This window comes from Kordiimonas sp. (genome assembly GCF_048264555.1).
Classification (GTDB): Bacteria; Pseudomonadota; Alphaproteobacteria; order Sphingomonadales; family Kordiimonadaceae; genus Kordiimonas.
Map to the genome: position 1 here is coordinate 37,041 of NZ_JBLXCX010000001.1, position 18,044 is coordinate 55,084.

The 18,044-nt window shown below is 56.1% G+C and carries 15 protein-coding genes; 5 read left to right on the forward strand and 10 right to left on the reverse strand.

The window, feature by feature from the left end; all coding sequences use genetic code 11:
* Window positions 1–89: 89 nt before the first annotated feature.
* Both ACN0XZ_RS00135 and ACN0XZ_RS00140 read left to right on the forward strand, forming a co-directional pair.
* Entirely contained in the window at window positions 90–2,828 is a 2,739-nt protein-coding gene (locus ACN0XZ_RS00135) for a TonB-dependent receptor (RefSeq protein ID WP_417455668.1), read from the forward strand.
* 213 nt (window positions 2,829–3,041) lie between these two features.
* The gene (locus ACN0XZ_RS00140; protein ID WP_417455669.1) at window positions 3,042–3,851 is read left to right on the forward strand and encodes a substrate-binding periplasmic protein; all 810 of its coding nucleotides are present in this window, start codon (window positions 3,042–3,044) and stop codon (window positions 3,849–3,851) included.
* Between the two features lie 33 nt (window positions 3,852–3,884).
* On the opposite strand, the gene ACN0XZ_RS00145 is transcribed toward ACN0XZ_RS00140, so the two are convergent.
* Together ACN0XZ_RS00145 and ACN0XZ_RS00150 are read right to left on the reverse strand one after the other, a co-directional pair.
* Window positions 3,885–6,086, reverse strand: a complete 2,202-nt coding sequence (locus ACN0XZ_RS00145; RefSeq protein ID WP_417455670.1) for a TonB-dependent receptor — start codon at window positions 6,084–6,086, stop codon at window positions 3,885–3,887.
* Between the two features lie 97 nt (window positions 6,087–6,183).
* Entirely contained in the window at window positions 6,184–8,250 is a 2,067-nt protein-coding gene (locus tag ACN0XZ_RS00150) for a prolyl oligopeptidase family serine peptidase (RefSeq protein WP_417455671.1), read from the reverse strand.
* A 229-nt stretch (window positions 8,251–8,479) separates the two neighbouring features.
* Between ACN0XZ_RS00150 and ACN0XZ_RS00155 the strand changes: the two genes are divergently transcribed.
* On the forward strand, window positions 8,480–9,229 hold the full coding sequence (locus ACN0XZ_RS00155; RefSeq protein WP_417455672.1) for a class I SAM-dependent methyltransferase: 750 nt from the start codon (window positions 8,480–8,482) through the stop codon (window positions 9,227–9,229).
* Here the strand turns inward: ACN0XZ_RS00155 and ACN0XZ_RS00160 are convergent, their stop codons facing one another.
* The 7 genes from ACN0XZ_RS00160 to ACN0XZ_RS00190 form a co-directional block, all read right to left on the reverse strand.
* On the reverse strand, window positions 9,230–11,179 hold the full coding sequence (locus tag ACN0XZ_RS00160; RefSeq protein WP_417455673.1) for a DUF2207 domain-containing protein: 1,950 nt from the start codon (window positions 11,177–11,179) through the stop codon (window positions 9,230–9,232).
* 56 nt (window positions 11,180–11,235) lie between these two features.
* Window positions 11,236–11,802, reverse strand: a complete 567-nt coding sequence (locus tag ACN0XZ_RS00165) for a LemA family protein (RefSeq protein WP_417455674.1) — start codon at window positions 11,800–11,802, stop codon at window positions 11,236–11,238.
* A gap of 41 nt (window positions 11,803–11,843) precedes the next feature.
* The gene (locus tag ACN0XZ_RS00170; RefSeq protein ID WP_417455675.1) at window positions 11,844–12,470 is read right to left on the reverse strand and encodes a LysE family translocator; all 627 of its coding nucleotides are present in this window, start codon (window positions 12,468–12,470) and stop codon (window positions 11,844–11,846) included.
* A gap of 474 nt (window positions 12,471–12,944) precedes the next feature.
* Window positions 12,945–13,154 (reverse strand): hypothetical protein, encoded by a 210-nt coding sequence (locus ACN0XZ_RS00175; RefSeq protein ID WP_417455676.1) that lies wholly within the window; start codon window positions 13,152–13,154, stop codon window positions 12,945–12,947.
* A 194-nt stretch (window positions 13,155–13,348) separates the two neighbouring features.
* Window positions 13,349–13,594 (reverse strand): hypothetical protein, encoded by a 246-nt coding sequence (locus ACN0XZ_RS00180; RefSeq protein WP_417455677.1) that lies wholly within the window; start codon window positions 13,592–13,594, stop codon window positions 13,349–13,351.
* A complete protein-coding gene (locus ACN0XZ_RS00185; protein ID WP_417455678.1) occupies window positions 13,587–14,057 on the reverse strand; it encodes a DUF4279 domain-containing protein in 471 nt (156 codons plus the stop codon). Before ACN0XZ_RS00185 ends, ACN0XZ_RS00180 begins: the two co-directional genes overlap by 8 nt.
* Window positions 14,058–14,078: 21 nt before the next feature.
* Complete coding sequence (locus ACN0XZ_RS00190; protein WP_417455679.1) at window positions 14,079–14,567, reverse strand: hypothetical protein; 489 nt, start codon at window positions 14,565–14,567, stop codon at window positions 14,079–14,081.
* 728 nt (window positions 14,568–15,295) lie between these two features.
* Here ACN0XZ_RS00190 and ACN0XZ_RS00195 point away from each other — a divergent pair.
* Entirely contained in the window at window positions 15,296–16,087 is a 792-nt protein-coding gene (locus ACN0XZ_RS00195; protein WP_417455680.1) for a hypothetical protein, read from the forward strand.
* Between the two features lie 127 nt (window positions 16,088–16,214).
* The gene (locus ACN0XZ_RS00200) at window positions 16,215–17,006 is read left to right on the forward strand and encodes a hypothetical protein (RefSeq protein ID WP_417455681.1); all 792 of its coding nucleotides are present in this window, start codon (window positions 16,215–16,217) and stop codon (window positions 17,004–17,006) included.
* Here ACN0XZ_RS00200 and ACN0XZ_RS00205 read toward each other — a convergent pair.
* The gene (locus tag ACN0XZ_RS00205; RefSeq protein WP_417455682.1) at window positions 17,003–17,950 is read right to left on the reverse strand and encodes a DMT family transporter; all 948 of its coding nucleotides are present in this window, start codon (window positions 17,948–17,950) and stop codon (window positions 17,003–17,005) included. The genes ACN0XZ_RS00200 and ACN0XZ_RS00205 overlap by 4 nt on opposite strands.
* Window positions 17,951–18,044 lie beyond the last annotated feature (94 nt).

Consider the following 18,044-nt stretch of genomic DNA (forward strand, 5'->3'; position numbering starts at 1 on the left):
CACCCAACCGTCGCCATGCAGGAGGCAACGGACAGGAGAGGTGTGTCCAAAATCCACCAAAACAGCCAAAAACCTAGGGAGAGGAAGATATGAAACGCAACCTGAAAGGGTCCTTCACGGACCGAATTTTAAAGGGCGGCCTTGCCAGTACATCGGCCATCGCGCTGATGGCGTGCGCAAGCACCGTCGCTTACGCCCAGGATACCGAAAGCCAAGCGACAAATAGCGTGGCATTTGAGGAAATCGTGGTCACCGGCGTTCGTGCAAGCATTATTTCGGCGCGAAATCTGAAGCGCGACGCAGTTGGTGTCAGTGATGCCATCTCCGCAGAGGATCTGGGCAAGTTCCCCGACCTCAACCTGTCAGAAACCCTGCAACGCATCCCCGGTGTGACCCTGAACCGATCAGACACTGGCCAGGGCTCGACCATCAACCTGCGCGGCCTCGGTGCCAATTTCACCCGGGTTCAAATTAACGGCATGACAGCGCCCAGTACCAACGCCGCAGGTGGCCGTGGTTTCGATTTTGAAATCTTGCCTTCGGAGCTGTTCACCACCGTTGTTGTCAACAAGTCAGTCTCTGCCCGCCACGCAGAAGGTGGCCTCGCTGGGCTCGTGGAAATGAGCACACCGCAACCCTTCAACTACCCCGGCTTCAAGCTGGCTGCCTCGGCGCAAGGCAATCTCAGCAAAACGGCCGACAATCTTGGCGGGCGTGGTTCACTGCTTGTCAGCAATAATTTCGATGACGAGTTTGGCATTGCCGCCGCCGTCGTCTATGCACGCGGCAAATCTCAATCCAACCGCTCAGGCGGTTTTAACGTGCGCCCCTTTGGCCTCACAGCCATCAAGGACGATGACGGTAACCCGGCCATCGGCACGGCCGAGGAACAAGCGGCCTATGTGAACAATATCCCGCACTATATCTGGAACATCTCGGACACAGAAAGCGTGAGCGGTAACCTTGCTGTACAGTGGCGCCCGTCTGACGATATCGAGGTTAGTCTGAACGGGCTTTATTCCACGCTGGATGCCACGCGTTTTACCACACGCTTTGATGCTCCGAACGAAAGCAACGTGACCTCTATTGAGAATGCCGTTGTAGAAAACGGGGTTATCACTTCGGGTACGTTCGGCGGTGTGCAGCAGCGGGTCGGTGCTAACAACCTGTCGCGGGATGATGAGCTTTATCAGATCATTGGGTCCGTGAAATGGACACCCACCGATGATTGGACCATTACACCATACATGGGCTACACCAAACGCGCGAGCGACGGCCTTGGTGCACTGCTCTCCTATCGCCGCGCGGATCTCGATACCGGTGAGTTTGTCCTCGGCGATGTAAGCTACGCTCACCAGGGCAAACACGTAGACTGGTCTACATCAGGCACGAATTTCTCCGCCAACCCGGAAGAATTCCTGATCAACGTCTTCTACCTCACACCATCGGAAAGCCGCGACAGCGATTTTACCACGAAGTTGGATTTTGAGCACACCTTCCATGACAGCGCCATCAAAGCTATTGACTTTGGTGCTCGTTACTCCGTACGCAAGATGGTCAATGTCAACCACGGCGGCGTGATTGTGCGCGCAGATTCCGGTGTAGACCGCCGCACATTGCCCAGCCTTGCTGACAATGTGTATCTGATTGAAAACTTCAATATATCAGGCGCGCCGGCAGGCATCCCAGAAACGCTGAACACCGCGGACATCGACAAGGCCATCGCACTATGGCTACCCAACGGTCTTGACGGCGCACCGATTGATGGCGCCGCAGTGACAGACCGTGCGCTCAACGGTTTGCAGAACAGCTACGACCTGCGCGAAGCCACCTTTAACGCCTATGCAGAAGCAACGTTCGAGGTAGACAGACTACTCTTCAATGCAGGGCTTCGTTTCCTGCGCACCGAGCAAACCACAAACGGCACATCTGTCACCAATGGTGTTCCGTCAGCTGTGAACAACGTGCGCACCTATCACGACTTTCTGCCAAGCGCGAGCCTGCGCTATGAGGTGCAGGATGATCTCTACATCCGTGCGGCCTATTCCCGCAGTTATACACGCCCGACGCTGAGCGACCTCGCACCAACGGAGAATATCAGCGGTGTGGATGAAGGCGGGGGCTTTGGGAGCCAGGGCAACCCGGGGCTTCAACCTTTCACTGCCAATAACATCGACCTTGGCATGGAATGGTACTTTGGCGACGAGGGCCTCTTGTCTGCCACGCTTTTCTACAAAAGCCTGGACGGCATTATCGACACGGAAACCTTCACCGAAGATCGTACCTTCCCACGCCAGCGAGACGGTGTTCTTGTCACGGCACCCGTGGTGATCACACGCCCTGCCAATGGTGCTTCTGCGGAAATCAAGGGCCTTGAAGTTGCAGGCCAAATGCGCCTGACCTTCCTGCCTGAAGGCTGGATGCAGAACTTCGGCGTGCAGGCGAACTATACGTTTGCCGACAGCTCCGCTGACTTTAATGCCGAAGATGACGTGCGCAGCACTGGCCTACCGGGCCTTTCCCGCCATAGTGCCAACGCGTCACTCTATTATGATGACCAGCGCTTTAGCGCCCGCATCGCCTACGCATGGCGGTCTGAATATCTGCATGCCTTTGCTGGTGCATGGGGTGTGCCCAGGTTCCAGAACGCATTTGGTCAGCTTGATTTTTCGGCCAACTACGAGGTGATCAGCAATGTGCACCTGCAACTGCAAGTGCTCAACGTTACCAACAATGTTGTGTCTTTCACCTCAGACGCGGTGAAAGCTCCCAATAACGTAACGCAGCTTGATCGCCGCATCCTGTTTGGGGCCCGTGTCAGCTTCTAAAAGCAAATTCGCTGGAATACGACACGAGCGATCAACTTTAGCCGGGCTATGGCCCGGCTATTTTTTTGGCCCGCACCGCGTGATCCGCGGGCATACACACGCGAACCGATAGAAATCGCTACCAATGCGATATTTTATAGAGCAAAAGCTGCATTTGCTGTATAGTCGGGGCTTCGCCTACAATATTCAGCAACCTTGTAGGCATGGCAGATTATGGTCAGAAACTGGGTAAAACATATCACTCTGGGTATTGCCGCCGCACTGGTGGCCTCAGGGCAAGTGTATGCCGCCCAGTGTGAGGAGATTGTTGCCACAGGCCACCCGGACTATGTGCCCATTTCCTGGCAAAAGGGTGATGTGCTGGTGGGCGCAGCCCCCGACCTTCTCGACCTGATATCAAAAGAAATCGGGGTGCCCATTCGTACTGTGCACAGCGGGGGTTGGAAACGCGCGCAGTCTCAGGTTTTTGCAGGCGAACTGGATATGATCGCCAGCCTTTACCGCACAGCGGAACGGGAAGCCAAGCTCGAGTATACCAGCGCCTTTTCAAACGAGCCGGTTGTTGTCATTACCCTTGTGGATACAGATATCCATTACCGCGATCGGGATAACCTTATCCCCTACCAGGGCGGTATGGTGATCGGTGACTCGCTCGGGCAGGATCTGGATGAATTTAGCGCGGCATCCCTGAAGCTGCACACGGTACCGTCGGTGGATCACCTCCTGAACCTCCTCGACCACAAGCGCATCCAATATGCCATTCACGGCCTCTATCCGGTAATGGTTGCGGCCCATAAACTTGGCATCGCACCGCGCATCCGCACCCATGTGCCGCCGCTCAGCCAGGAAAGCATGCATCTGGCTATATCCAAAAAGTCATCCTGCCTGCACCTGTTGCCGCAGATATCTGCGGCAATTGAAAAGCTCCGTGCGGCGGGAACTGTTGACCAGCTCTTGAAAGCCAATTGGTCCAGATGGGCGAAAACCGAAAACATCGGTGCCGCCCCCCCTGACGTCAACTGATCACCAACACACCATAGGCGTGCGTCCTTCCCCCTAGAAAGCGAAAGAAGCCTCAATGCCATATGTGCGTGGCTGCAGGCGTGCCTCGGATATGGTGCCAAAAAAGTCCCTGATGCTGGATGTCACAGCATCATCCTTGAGGATATTTTCCGCATAAAACGCAAGCCGCCATGTGCTGTCATCACTGCCGACACCAAGCTTCACATCAAAAAGATCCCGCGCACCCAGCCGCCCGTATGGCACGCTGGCACCACCCAAAAGCGACTGGCTCGTGATGTTATCCGGCGTGACGTATGAGCCGCCTGAGTGCGTGAAACTTGCATGCACAAACCCGAGCAAAGCTGCACTTAAGCCGCGTTCATAATCTACCACAACACCTGCTTCAAAATCAGGCGCGTCAAGCTTGTTGCCGGAGGCGTCCGTACCGCCCACGCCACCTTCCGCAAATTCGCTGTAGGTCGCATCCAGCACCGATGTCCATGCCCGCACGCTAAGGCCTTTCGCGAGTTCAGCTTGCACCTCAAGTTCAAGGCCTTTTGTGCGCACCTTCGCGGCGTTCGAGATCACGATCGCTGTACGCCCGCCGCCAAGGTCACGGAACTGGTTAACCTGAAAGTCGTCATAATCCACCCAGAATGCGGTGGCGGAGAACCAGAGCGCGCTATCCGCCAGGTTGCCCTTCAGGCCTGCTTCATAGCTGCGGGCGCTTTCTTTCTCAAACGCCACATCGCCGGGGAAAATGCCCGCGCTGACATAATCGAGATTGAAGCCGCCGCTTTTATAGCCTTCCGCATAGCGCACAAAAGCCGTGATATTGTCTGAGGCCTGATAGCTCATGCTGACGGTGGGGGAGATGTCATCATCCGTGCGCTCAGCATTAAGGGTGCCGGTTGCAAGCCCAAATGCCGGGCCTTCGAGGGTGTTGATCGTCCAGTCTGCCACCTTCTTGTCATGCGAATACCTTAAGCCCGCGCGCACGCTCAGGCGTTCCGTCACCGCATAATCTGCGTTGGCAAAAAGGCCCCAGGCTGTTGTATCCACCCGGCCGGTGTTCGAGAGGTCTGCGCCCGGCAGCATACCGAGGAGAAGGCCGCTTGACCCCGCCACCGCGTGGCGGTCCGTTTTTGCACTCTGGTCAAGGTAAGACACACCCGCCATATAGGTCAGCCGTTCGCCTTCTTTGGAGGCAAAGCGAAGCTCCTGACTGAAATGGCTATAGTCTTCATCATAATCGATATGGAAGAGATCAGCGGGTGAATAGTCTGTATCGTTCACCATCGCCACGTCGGTTGAGCGAAGGCCGGTGAGCGACTGTATGGCGCCACCGCCCGGTAGTTCATACTCAAGGGTCAGGCCCACACCTTTCGCCACAAGGCTTTGCTGTGGCACCGTGTTGAATGCCACTTCAAAATCATCCGGCGCAAAGCTATCCGGCGCCACACCAAGGGTATCAGAAAGCGGATCACCGATCAGCGCACGTTCATCAAGCGAGGTGCGGTCAAGGCTCAGGTGCGCCTCAAAACTGCCCCGGCGGAACACCGCCTGCGCACGCATGCTGTCCCGGTTGCGGTTATCGGTCACTTCCCCGGTTACGAGGTTATCGGTCAGGCCGTCCCGGTTATTCAGGCCCGCAGACAAGCTGACGGCCAGTTCATCGCCCATCGGCACAGAAACAAGGCCCTGCACCACACGCTCGCCCAGGCTGCCATAACGCGCACGGCCCTTGACCCGCAGCTCATCGCCCGGTTTTTCGCTTTTCAGGTTTATGGCACCCGCAATAGCGTTTCGGCCAAAAAAGGTGCCCTGGGGCCCCCGCAACACTTCAACCTGCGCCAGATCCAATAGGTTCTGATTGAGCCCATAAGATGGCCCGAGGTAGATGCCGTCCAGATAGAGGCCCACCCGTTCGTCAAAACCGATGTTGCGGCTGAAGGTGCCCACGCCCCGGAGGGTGACGGTATTATTATAAACAAATTGGGAAAAGAAGCTGAGCCCCGGCACCACAGCACCCAAATCCTCAAGCGAGGTCAGGTTACTGTTTGCCACCCACTCGCTGCCCACAACGCTGACGGACACCGGCGTGTCGGTCAGGCTTTCCTCGCGCTTCTGTGCGCTCACGACAATTTCTTCAACGGTGCTGTCGGCAAGTGCAGGCGTCGCCACCATCAGGCAGGCGGCACCGCACAACAGGTGCGTTTTCAGCCGGCGGTGAACCCGGCTTTCTCTGGTAATCATTATATTGCCCCAATCGTGTCGAGTTGGTGAAAACTCTTTACGGATACTCAAAAGTGGGCCGGGGCATCAGGCTGCCCCGACCTTTTACAGACTGCAGTTATTTATACTTTTCGAACCATGCGAGGATATTTTCCACCTTCGCAATCAGGCGCGACGGGCGGCCCGCTATACCGTGCGGGCTTTCAGGCACACGTACCATCAGGGTATCCACCTTGCGGAGCTTGAGCGCCTGGTAGAACTGCTCGGTCTCCGAGATGGGCGTGCGGCGGTCAGCCTCGCCCGTGATCAGAAGCGTTGGCGTTGTCACGTTGCCCACAAGCGAAAGCGGTGAACGTTTCCAGTAGTGCTCAACATTGTCCCACGGCATGCCCGGGAACTGAAATGGAATCTGCCCGAGGTAGCTATCCGCTGTCAGCACCTTTGATATCCAGTTGATCACCGGTTTTGCAACGGCTGCCGCACGGAAACGGTCAGTGAGGCCAATGGCATAAGCACTTGCAATACCGCCCGCAGAACCACCAGTGATGTAAAGCTGGTCAGCGTCCGCGATACCTTTCTCGATCAAGGCATCAAGGCCGGACATATGATCCGCAAAGTCGTATTCGCTGGAATATTTGTTTTGAAGCAGAAGCGCAAAACGCTCCCCATAGGATGTGCTGCCCCGGTGGTTATCATAAAACACCACATAACCTTCAGCGGCAAAGCGCTGCATCTCGGCCGAGAAGTGCGGGCCATAGCTCAGGTGTGGGCCGCCGTGGATCTCGAGAATGGTCGGGTATTTTTTGGATGGGTCATAGTCAGGCGGGGTCATGTACCAGCCCTGAATTTCCTCCCCGTCGATGGAGGAGTTATAGATGATCTCCTGCACGTCACCGAGGGTTTTATGCCCAAGCGCATCCTCGTTCAGGCTCGTGAGCTGGCGCGGCATGGCCTTGCCGCCACGGGCGACATAAAGGTCTGCCGGGCGATGCGGTGTGCCTTTGGTGAAAGCAACCGTACCACCAGCGGCGGAGTAGGTGCCGCTTTCATACGGCCTGCCCAGCGTGGTGCCGCCAAGGCCATAAGCCACTGGGCGATGTTTGCCGGACAAGTCCGCATAGCCCACCTGCGCCACACCGCGCACGGTCATCTGGTAGTAGAGGCCTTTGCTTTTATCGTCCCATGTCAGCGCCTCGAGCGAGTTGTCGATGTCGGCGGAGAGATTACGGTCATCTGTGCCGTCAAGCTTCATCACGTGCAGGTATTTATTCCTGTACGCGAGCTTCTGGTCATCCATTTTAAGGTAGGCGATATATTTGCCGTCAGGCGAAACGGTTGCGCCATATTCAGCCCCCGGCGCATTGGTGATCTCCCGCATGCCGCCTTCAAGGCCAAAGGCATAGAGGTTGCTTTCGCGCTGCTCATATTCCCAGTTATCGCTGCGGTTGGCGGAAACGATAATCTCGCTGCCATCTGCCGTGAAGCTGATCGGCCCACGGTGGTTATAGTTGCCGTCCGTCAGTTGCCGGGCCGTGCCGCCATCTGCAGGCACGATAAACACATGGGTGTAGGCAGGCTCCAGAATGCCGCGCCCATCCGCCTGATAGCGCGCCTTGGAAACATAGGTTACCGCAGGCGACCAGTCCGCGCCCTTTGGTTTTGCGGGCATTTTCACATTCAGCGGCTTGCCCTTTTCCTTCACGCTCATGGTGAAGGCGATCTGGCTACCGTCTGGCGACCATGTGATGCCAGAAGGGCTTGACTGCAGGTTGGTCACCAGCGCCGTTTGCCCGGTGTCCATCCAGCGCACATAAAGCTGGGTTTTGCCGTGTTCGTTCGAGAGGTAGGCGATGCGCTTGCCGTCCGGTGACCACACCGGCGAGCGGTAGCTTTTTGTGCCGGAAAGAAGCGGCCTGTGGTCGCTGCCGTCCGCTGCTGCCATCCAGATGTTGGAGCGGGTGCCGTCTGTCATGATATCGTTTGAGCGCCGCACATAAAGCACGGTTTTACCGTCCGGTGAAACGGCTGGGCTATCCGCATACTCAAGCTCAAACACATCCGCGCTTTCAAATTTTGAAATGGCGGCAGGTGCGTCAGTGCCCACCGCATCTTGTGCCCAAACCGGTGCCTGCAGCGTAAAAGCTGCCAGCACACCAAGCGCCAGTGGTTTATAGGAAACTTTCATGATTGACCTCCCAATCGTTGTTTTTCTTATAGGCGGCTGAGACAGCCATTCTCACCCACTTATACCCCTTTTTCGCGCGACACTCTGAAGTGAAAATTAAGGGCTGCCAAGGTCAAAAACGGAAATGTGACCAGCCTTCAACCATGCCGCGCATTGCACACGGTAACGCGGTTGGCGCGGGCGCAACAATTGGCTATGATGTCGCCCCATAAGACGGAGAATTCCCCATATGACGTTTAAAGATCATTTTTCCCGCGACAGCAGCGCTTATAAAACTCACCGGCCACAATATGATGTGAGCCTTGTGGACCATCTGGCGGCGGGCCTTGATGTCCGCAAACTGGCAGTTGATGTAGGCTGTGGCAGCGGGCAATTTACCCGCGTGCTGGCCAAACGGTTTGACCGTGTGATCGCCTATGATGGCAGCGCCTCCCAGATCGAGAACGCAGACCCGGACGACCGGGTTGATTACCGCGTTGGCACGGCGGAAAATATCCAGCTTGATCCCTTAAGCGTGGATATGATCACGGTCGTGCAGGCCGCGCACTGGTTTGACCTGCCCGCTTTTTATGCCTGCGCAGACAAGGCGCTGAAACCCGGCGGTGTTCTGGCGCTGGTGGCCTATGGCCTCGCCCGCATTACGCCTGAAATTGACGCGGCGGTTGATGATTTTTACACGCGCGGCATTGGCGCCTATTGGCCCCCGGAGCGCGCGCATTTTGATGATGAGTACGCGAGCCTGCCCTTCCCTTATGATGAACCACCCATGCCAAGGTATGAGTTGAAGGTTGACTGGACGTTTGACCAGCTTAAGGGGTATTTGGGCACGTGGTCCGCGATTGGGGAGGCCAAAAAAGTCCTTGGCTTCAACCCGCTTGACGCTTTTGCCGCAAAGCTTCAGGAAGTGTGGGGCGACGCGGAAAGCCGCACCGTTTGCTGGCCGCTTTTTATGCGGTATGGCCGTAAGCCGTTGGTGTAATTACCAGCCGCCACCGCCACCACCGCCGCCACCACCGCCGGAGAAACCACCACCACCTGAAAAGCCGGATGACCCGCTTGAAGATGGTGGTGTGCTGGCCGCCGCGATGGAGCTGGTTACCGTGCTTGCGATGGTGGCGCCCAGTGCGCCGCCAAACGCACGGCGGGTGCCATACCCACGGCCATACCCTCGGTGGCTGTGATACCAAACCGGATGATATTCATCCTCGCCGCGAAGCTCGGCCGCGCGCCTCAACACATCATCAAACTGGTCACCCCATTTGTTTTCAACATCAAGTGCAATGGCATAAGGCAGCAGCGCTTCATAATGCTCTGGTGTACGTTCTGGTGGGTTATGGAAGTTGAGCCGGTCTTTTTCCGCCACGGTCATATAAAGCTTCAAGCCCTCAATCTCATCCAGCACCTTGCGGCCAAATTTTGTGCGTGCTGGCATCAGCACAGAAAAGATGATGGTGGGGGCAAGCGTGAGCAGGAGAAACACCAGCATGAATGGCGCGAGCCTTGCCTCCCCGCCACCCAGAATGGCAGGGAAAAACATCAGCATCACCAGAAGGCCACCAACAGAGTTAACGAGCGCATTGCTCTCATGCCGGTCCCGCACCAAGAGGCTTTTCACCCCCCAAAAGGCAAAAGCCGCAATGAGGCCAATGGCAACAAGCCCCCATATCAACTGGTAAGATGCTGTTACCATGGCCAACATGCCTGCGGCTGCGACGGAAACCGTGGTGAACACCACACCCCGGTTGCGGGTGAAATATTTGGCCTCCCCGCGCTCAACAGCGGCATAAAATCGCTTGAGCCCCAGCGTGAAGCTTTTGCTAAATTCACCGCCAAAGGTGCAGGCGTCATCGGCCTCCAGAAACTCGCGTGCGATCACAGCTTCACCCGGCGATAGCTTGGCAGCATCAATCTCCGGCCCAATCCGCCTCAGCGTGACGAGCTTGCCGTCTTCCTCAATCGTGATCAGCCCTTTGGCAGCCATCGAGATGATCGCTGCGGTGAACACGGTTGCGTCCGCCCCCATGCGGCTCACGAACCGGCAAAGGGCGGGCGACATGGGTTTGCCGTCACCGCCTATTGGCGCACCATATTGCGCGACCACAGGGCCGCCTTTCGGGTCTTTGCCCACTGCGCGCCACGCGTTAAGGCCATAGAGCAAGGTGACAAGCGCCGCCAGGGCACCCACCAGCATCCAGCCGTTATCGCTCATCAGCCGCGCGGCTTTATCCGCAACGGTCGGTCGGGCAACGATGCCCGCCTGCCATTCCAGCAAAACGGTGAGGCCCGCACGTGTGCCAAGGCGCCTGTTCGTGCGCACCTCGATCTTGTTGTTAGAGAGCTGGCGCAGCGTTGCGTCACTGGCGTTTGAGCCAAAACGCCCGGTGTAGGCGGCTGTACGCGCGAGCATCGCCCCTTCAGGCAGCGTGATGGTCGTGCTCGCGCTATCAATCGCAAAGTCCCAGCCGTTGCCGGTGATGTTGAAATAAAGCTCGTCTGTCTCCGGCAGGTGGGTGAGCTGGTGCGTGGTTTCATAGGTGATGGTATAGGTATGTTCGCCCCGCCTCACCATGCTGTTGGGGTCACCGATGCGCACACGCCAGCCGTTATTAAGCCACTCCATATTGTAAGGTACATCGCCGCCGTCCAGCCGCACGTCTTTCACATCGAAGCCGAAGTTGACCGTGTTGCCGTTCCGGTCCTCATAGCGGGTGGGAAAATCACGGAAGATACCGCGCCGGATACGGTCATGCTCCGCATTCACCGTGATGCTTTCCACCACTTCAAGCACACCATCGGCACGCACGGTGATATCGCTATGGAACTGGCGGATGGTCTCCGCCGCACTCACAGGCACAGCACCCACAACCACCGCGAAGGCTATCAGGAAGGCCGCCAGTGCGCGGCCGGGCATTTCAAAAATCTGTTTCATTGTCACCCCTTCAAGATTGAGTTCATTGGCGCTCTCACTTCGCAAGGAGGGAGGTGCTAGAACTCGACCTTCGGAGCCTGCTGCACGGCGGTATGCTCCGCCTCGTCCAGCTCAAAAAACTCAGACAGGGTGAAACCAAACATGCCCGCGATGATGTTGGAGGGGAACTCCTGCACCGCTGTGTTCAGCTCACGCACGTTACCGTTATAAAAGCGCCGTGCCTTCTGGATATGGTCTTCAAGCGCGGCAAGCTCTGCGGACAGATTGTTGAAATTGGTGTTGGCTTTCAGCTCAGGGTAAGCCTCGGAAAGTGCGATCAATTTACCCAGCGCCTGGCTGAAGATATTCTCGTTCGCGGCCTGCTCATCCGGGCTGCCGGTGCTGGCCACCGCCGCGTTGCGCGCATTGATCACCCCAGTGAGGGTTTCTTTCTCGTGCGCCGCATATCCCTTCACGGTTTCAACCAAATTGGGCACAAGGTCATACCGGCGTTTCATCTGCACCGTGATATCAGACCATGCCTCATTGGTGCGCACACGAAGGCCCACGAGCTTATTGTAAATCGCAATGCCGTATATCAGCACAAGGGCAACAAGGCCCAGAATGATGTATATCGCTGTCATAATTTTTCCCCATCTATTGGCCGCTGGCGCGGCAGTTTGGCCTACCGCTCAGAGAGGGCGAGCTTTAAGGCCAACCCTAAAAATATGGTGCCTGCGATGCGGTTCATCAAGACCTGCGCCTTGGGGGAGTTTGATAGCCGCGTGCCAATTTGCCCCGCCATAAGTGCAATGGATGAGAACACCACGAGGGTAACAAGGAAGAAAAGCGCCGCCAGCGTGAGCATCTGCGCGGTCGTATTCCCCGCACCCGCATCCACAAATTGTGGCAGAAAAGCCAGGAAGAATATGGATACTTTCGGGTTCGTAACGTTCATGATAATGCCGCGGCGATAATATTGCCCAAGGCTTCTGGCCTTGCCGTCTGTCGCCTCAATCGCCTCCGGCTTCGCGCGAAACGCACCAATCGCCAGATACACAAGATAGGCGGCCCCCACCACCTTGAGGGCCGTGAACGCAAGCTCTGACACCGCAATAAGCGCGGCAAGGCCAAGCACCACCGCAGCCGTATGCACAACAAGCCCCGTCGCCAAACCAAAGGTAACCGCAACACCCGCTTTGGGGCCCTTAAGAGCGCTTTGGGTCAGCACAAAAATATTGTCTGGCCCCGGCGCGAACGCCAGCACAACAGACGCCAGCGTAAACGCCACCACCGTATCAATTGAAAGCATAAAATTCCCCACTTGGCACTATCACCTCGCGCCAGAATAGCGCGCCTCAGGCATACGTCCACTCAATATCAAAGCTGATGAAAAGAAGGCGGCAGGTTGCAAGCAAAACATCACAGGGCCGCACCATGGTGCAGTCAAGCCACTAAACAAATGTGGTTCCCTCCCTCAGGTGCCTGAAAGATAGAAACCCACAGAAAACAACAGGCTAACCGCGAGCGCCCACAGGATTGCAGGATAGCGCAGCTTCAGATCATGCGATCTTGTCTGGTCGTTCATATACTCGCCCCCAAAGCGTGTAATGGAACGCAATATTTACACTAAATAAGTGTAGTATACAATAAACGGTGTTTTGCATTCCCTTGGGCGCGCAAAGACAAGAGGCGACGAGCGCAAAACAAATAACGCCTATGCTGCATCAGTGAACAGCATTCGCTTCATCTATATTGAGAAAAGGCGGTAAAGGCGGGACGGGTATCAGGCTTCTTCTTCGCCCGCGGCATCTGCGGGGCGCGAATCGGTCATCGCCCACTTCAGGAAGCTTGCAATCACGAGGAAAAGGCACACACCAAAGGTGCCTCCAGCAACCGCCAGAAACAGCCCGCCGCCTAAAAACAGCAGTAAAACTATCACTTTCAGGAAGGCATCGCAGCCCCAGTCAAGCCAGTTAAACAGGCGATTGATCATCCCAAATCCTCCGGTCGGGGATCATAGCGATATTGGTGAGAAAAAAAAGCCCCACGGTTGTCCGTGGGGCCGAGGGGCGCACCGCGTAAGGGGAGATGCGGCGCTTAGGGTAAGGAACAAGGTAAGATTCCTTTGGCAAAATCATGTGCCCTGCTGCCGGGTGATGTCAGCTTTCCCGGCACCAGGCAGAATTATCAAACGCGTGCGAGCGCGCCCTGCGCCTGGCGCCAGCCAGCCACAATTACTGTGTCGCCCGTGTGGTCAAAAATATCCGCATCAAGATCAAGAAGCGTGGATGCACCCGTGCTCGCATGCGGAAACTCAACGGTATAGACCCGCTTGCGTAGCTTGTTGATGCCGATGATCGCGCCGGTTGCGCCCTTTTTCAGGCCGAACTGGCTTTCGTCTCGCGGCAACATCACATCATGGAATTTATGCATCTTTGGTCTCCTCAATCGTATCATTTGTTGTTTGTGTCAGGTCATGAAAATCAACATCAAGCGTAATCCCGAGCGCCGCCATCCGCTTCATCTGCTCCGGCGTGAGCGTAAGCGCGGGCATAGCCTTGTGGGCATACGCTTCCACTGTGACCCAGGCGTTTTTCGCCCATTTGCGTACGGGCTCCTCGCGCCCTTCAAGCTGGCCTAGAAGCGCATCAATCTGCGCTGAAAGCGGTGTATTCTCCGCCGCGAGGCCCGAGTGCAGGACCCACAGGTTCTTGGTGGAAAGCGGGCCGAAATCTTCCGCGAAGCTTTCGACGCCGGACGCGCATTCCTGCTCACCCTTGCGGCTCACCCGGCTCGGGAAAAGCCCAAGCGACTTGGTTACCGCGTCCGGGGAGCTCTCAAGGCTGTTGATCCTGAGGCTTGTATAAATCTCGAAATCTGGTGCTGGATGGTTCATGATCCTCTCCTTCCCTCTGCCCTACGCGGCTTTATAAAAACGTCGTTTAGGGGAGTAGGAGAGCACGTCCCGCTCGCCATGCTTGAAGAGCATGAAGAGGTCTGCGTCCGCATCAAACCCATAAAAATCCGGGTCAATGTTGAGCGTGAACCCGCCAGTGAAGGTAAGCTCGAAACAGTCATCCGTTTCATCATAAACGATGGACGTGAGTGTCTCGCCTTCCAGTTTGCTGAGGATATGATTGGCACGGGCATTGTCGCTCTCACGGCGCCAGAGAAGCCGTGACTGATCGAGGTAAAGATCCCAATCGCAACTATAAACCCACAAGTGCCATTCCCATTGCGGTTCACCGGTCACCGCATCATCCGCGCGGGGTTGCCCGAGATCGAGCGTAATAAAGCCGCCAAAGCCCCGCCGCGCGCGGGCCACCTTCAGCGGCAGGCTCTCTCGGAAGCTGTTGTACCTTTCTTCGCCGGTCTCGCCCGGCCTTAATGTGTATATGGCTGACATCGTTTTATCCTTTTGCCCTATGGTCTCATTCTAGTTCGGCAGTATTTCAAAGCTCTTTCACTGCCCAAATTCTCTCTACTCATCTTCGTCCTGAGGGGCTTTCCGCCGCCTCTTCCCTGTTCCTGTTCCCCCGGCGGCTTTCAGGTCTCTGCCTTCGCCTTAACCCGGGGGAACCATACCAGGGGGTGATATTGTCCTCGCTTTTCTCTCACTCAAAACCTGTCGTACTCGGGTTGGTCTTCACTCTGTCTCGCTATCGGTCTCTTCATTACCGTCTGGGTAACCGTCTAGGCGTTTGCCCAAGAAAAAACCCCTCCGGGGCGCTGCTCCGGAGGGGTTTTTTGAACCTTCGATCTCTTTTTGGCGTTTTGCCTTAGAGTATCCCTCCCTCCGGAACAGCAAGCATCTGACGGACGCAAATAAATTTCGCGCCTTTCACGGATGCTGCGGTTGTTAGGTTCCAAAGGGTATACATCGGTCTCAAATCCTAAGTCGGCCCACCTCGGGCCTGTTATGGTGAGAGAATTACGGAAGGCATGCGCAACTGTCAACAAGAATTATGCGCCTTTGTATAATTTTATTTCAAGCACCGGACACAAAAGGAAAAATCACACCCCAAGAAAGTCAGGATTGCCTCTGAAATGCGACGTGCGGGCACCGACTCTTGATGCGTGAAACCCAATCTCGGTGTATAGTAACCGTTCATGCTCACAACCGGCTGGACCTGTATGCGCATATGGATACGCCACCTTGCACTTTCCCTCGCTCTGCTCATTGCAGCGCCGCTCGCGCATGCTGACGACAGCACAGCAGACAGACGCCACATCTTCGCCACAGACTGGGGCCTGACCCTCAAGTCCGACGGTACCGGGTTTTATAACGATCTGGCCCAACTGTTGTTTTCAACCGAGATGGGCGCGATCGACTATGAAATCCTGCCCTACAGGCGTGCGAAACGCCACTTTTTTGAGGAGTATGGCGCCTGCCTGTACCCAAGCTCGATTGACTATCTCACCTCAACCGGCGACATCACCGACACGGAAACCTTCATCGGCAGCCGCAGCGTCCTCAGCAACAAGATCCATATTTTCAGCAGACACGGCACAACGCCGCCTGAAAACTATGCTGGCCTTAAAGGCAAACGCATCGCCTACGCCATGGGATCGCGCATTCCCTTCGCGCTTGAGGGCACTAACGCCTTTTTTATCGCCGTGGCAGATGAGGTTGATAAAGCCGAAATGCTGCTCACGGGCCGGGTGGATATGATCTCCGCCGCGATGCCAGATGTGAAGTTCGTTTTTGACAGCCTCGGTGTGCCTTTGGCGCCCTTTGATGAAACACTGGTTGTGGCCGGGTCTGGCATCGGTCTGGTGTGCCACAACACTGCGGCCAACGCCGCTTTTCTAACGTCCTTTGAAGCGCGACTGGATGGTCTTCTCAAATCAGGCGAGCTGCAGGTTTTCCTGCGCAACCAAGGGCTTGACCCAGATGACTATCTGCGAAAAACCGATCCTCGCTAGCGCCCTTCCTAACCAAATTTTAAGGTCCTGCCCCTAGGGTGAGACGAAAGATGAACCAATCCGGTTGCACGACGGGGGTCGGGCCTGGCGCATGCAGCGTGCGCGCCAGAGCGGTTTGGAGAATGCGATGCTGCGATGTTTCTTGGTGGCCCTCATAACAACCTTGAAGATCGGTATAGTCACCGGCAGCGTTTTCGCGCACCATGACCAGCCAACACCGCACATCTATGCCACCAGCTGGGGCCTGACCCTGAATGCAGACGGCACCGGTTTCTATAATGATTTTGCGCGGTTTGCCCTCGGCCCTGAGGAGAGTTTCAACCGCTATTACGCTTACCCTTACAAACGGGCGATGCGGCATTTTGAAGAAGAAAGAAACGCCTGCATCTACCCCAAAAGCATAACGGCGCTCAGGCGCACGGCGGCGATCCCCAAGGATGCAAATCTTATTGAAAGCCACGGCATGATGCGCTCTCCCTTGCGCATATTCACCCCACCCGGCACAAACCCAGTGCGCAATGAATATGACCTGCACGGCATGAGCATCGCCTATGCGCTCGGCTCCAACCTATCAAAAACAATCAGGGGCTACGGCAGTCGATTTGTGGCCATCGCGGACGAAACCGATAAGGCAAAAATGCTACTAGGCAGCAATGTAGACGCCATGCTCGCCAACATGCCGGATGCGTTTTTTGTCTTCCAGAATCTCGGGGTTCCATTGCCGCCTTATGATCCTGCCTATCTGCCGGTGCCTGCCGCTCATGTACGCATTGTGTGCCATGACACCGAAGAAACCCGCGCATTTATTAACCGGCTGAACAAACGCATTGAAGCACTGGTACGAGATGGCGACATGGCGGATTTCCTCTCCCGCCAGGGTCTGACGGCTGCGGAATACCTGCCCGAACTTAAGCCTTAAACCACCTTGGCGGGTCGCCGCCTGAATAGCCTGCCATCAATGGTGAGAAGCCCAAGCCCAATGCACAAAAGGCCAAGGCCGTGGGTTGGCTCTAACACCTCACCGAGAAAACCTATCCCAAGTGCCGACGCCGTCACGGGGATCGTGAGGGTCACAAGCGAGGCATTGGTGGCTCCTGTGTTGGCGATAAGGCGAAAGTATAACAGGTAGGCAAAAGCGGTTGAGATGGTCGCGAGCGAAATAAGCGCAATGATCACCCCCATGGATGGCATAGGGAGCGCGTATGATTTTTCATAAAGCACCGCAAAGGGTGTGAACATCACCGCCGCCGCCAACACCTGCCCGAAGGCGATTTGCATGGGCTTCAGCCCAAGCCGCACGAACCGGCGGCCAATAACCGCTGCCACAGCGTATGAGCACGCCCCGCCAAGAACTGCCGCCTGCCCGAGAAGGCCTGACGTCAAACCTTTCAACGCCGCAGGGCCTATAATCAGCACAACACCCGCAAAACCTATTAGAACGCCGATCAGCCGGTTAGCTGTCAGCTTTTCATCAGTGGTGAAAAAATGCGCGATGAAAACGGTAAAGATCGGCATGGTGGCATTGAGGATAGAGGCGAGACTTGAGGTAATATGGGTTTGTCCCCACACAATCAGGCTTTGCGGCACGATGTTATTGAAAAAACCCATAAGTGCGATGGCGAGAATAACCTCCGCCTTGTCGCTGCGCCCCTCAAACGGAAGCGGGATACCTTTGGCGCGCATGTAAAAAAAGAGCGCAATGGCCGCAAGCCCAACCCTGATGGAAACAATGGTAAACGGCGGCAATTCGGTAACTGCGATCTCGATTGAGAAAAACGACGCGCCCCAAACAACCGACAACAGGGCCATCGTGAGCCAGTCTTTCGCATTCATCTGAATGCTTGTGGCGCTTCCAGTTGCCATATGAATTCCTTGTCCTCGCCCGTGACCCGGCGCTTATTGCGAGCATCTGTTGCCAGCGTGTTAATTGAACAAAAGCTTAGCGAAAGCGGCATGC

Coding starts and splice junctions, on each gene's coding strand:
- ACN0XZ_RS00135 (WP_417455668.1), top strand. CDS start 90: ATGAAACGCAACCTGAAAGGGTCCTTCACGGACCGAATTTTAAAGGGC.
- ACN0XZ_RS00140 (WP_417455669.1), top strand. CDS start 3,042: ATGGTCAGAAACTGGGTAAAACATATCACTCTGGGTATTGCCGCCGCA.
- ACN0XZ_RS00145 (WP_417455670.1), bottom strand. CDS start 6,086: ATGATTACCAGAGAAAGCCGGGTTCACCGCCGGCTGAAAACGCACCTG.
- ACN0XZ_RS00150 (WP_417455671.1), bottom strand. CDS start 8,250: ATGAAAGTTTCCTATAAACCACTGGCGCTTGGTGTGCTGGCAGCTTTT.
- ACN0XZ_RS00155 (WP_417455672.1), top strand. CDS start 8,480: ATGACGTTTAAAGATCATTTTTCCCGCGACAGCAGCGCTTATAAAACT.
- ACN0XZ_RS00160 (WP_417455673.1), bottom strand. CDS start 11,179: ATGAAACAGATTTTTGAAATGCCCGGCCGCGCACTGGCGGCCTTCCTG.
- ACN0XZ_RS00165 (WP_417455674.1), bottom strand. CDS start 11,802: ATGACAGCGATATACATCATTCTGGGCCTTGTTGCCCTTGTGCTGATA.
- ACN0XZ_RS00170 (WP_417455675.1), bottom strand. CDS start 12,470: ATGCTTTCAATTGATACGGTGGTGGCGTTTACGCTGGCGTCTGTTGTG.
- ACN0XZ_RS00175 (WP_417455676.1), bottom strand. CDS start 13,154: ATGATCAATCGCCTGTTTAACTGGCTTGACTGGGGCTGCGATGCCTTC.
- ACN0XZ_RS00180 (WP_417455677.1), bottom strand. CDS start 13,594: ATGCATAAATTCCATGATGTGATGTTGCCGCGAGACGAAAGCCAGTTC.
- ACN0XZ_RS00185 (WP_417455678.1), bottom strand. CDS start 14,057: ATGAACCATCCAGCACCAGATTTCGAGATTTATACAAGCCTCAGGATC.
- ACN0XZ_RS00190 (WP_417455679.1), bottom strand. CDS start 14,567: ATGTCAGCCATATACACATTAAGGCCGGGCGAGACCGGCGAAGAAAGG.
- ACN0XZ_RS00195 (WP_417455680.1), top strand. CDS start 15,296: ATGCGCATATGGATACGCCACCTTGCACTTTCCCTCGCTCTGCTCATT.
- ACN0XZ_RS00200 (WP_417455681.1), top strand. CDS start 16,215: ATGCTGCGATGTTTCTTGGTGGCCCTCATAACAACCTTGAAGATCGGT.
- ACN0XZ_RS00205 (WP_417455682.1), bottom strand. CDS start 17,950: ATGGCAACTGGAAGCGCCACAAGCATTCAGATGAATGCGAAAGACTGG.